The organism is Acinetobacter brisouii, assembly GCF_008993995.1.
GTDB lineage: Bacteria > Pseudomonadota > Gammaproteobacteria > Pseudomonadales > Moraxellaceae > Acinetobacter > Acinetobacter brisouii_A.
The window spans coordinates 1-252 of sequence record NZ_BKNN01000208.1 but is presented as its reverse complement, the minus strand read 5'-3'; the positions used below and the strand labels follow the sequence as shown (position 1 = coordinate 252).

The 252-nt window shown below is 38.1% G+C and carries 1 pseudogene; it reads left to right on the top strand.

The features are described 5' to 3' along the window. Positions 1-126: 126 nt before the first annotated feature. Positions 127-252, top strand: a pseudogene (locus tag GBN19_RS15685) (IS4 family transposase); the annotation flags it as partial.

The window sequence follows — 252 nt, the reverse complement described above, 5'->3', positions numbered from 1 at the left end:
ATAATCTTTTTCAGATTCAATCAATAATTGAACCGCTCTTTCTCTGATTTCAGGGGTATATTTTAATTTTGTCATCGGGATAGTCTCTCAGAATATTGACTCTCCGACAAACCCGGTACGGTTCAGTATGCAAATCTGACTGCTCAAAACATTGGATTTGTCACACGTTTTAGGCCTAAATCTGTGTATCAGGTGATCCAGCAACATCCAGTGCTTGAATCCAAAGGTATTCTAAAAGATGAAACCATTCAG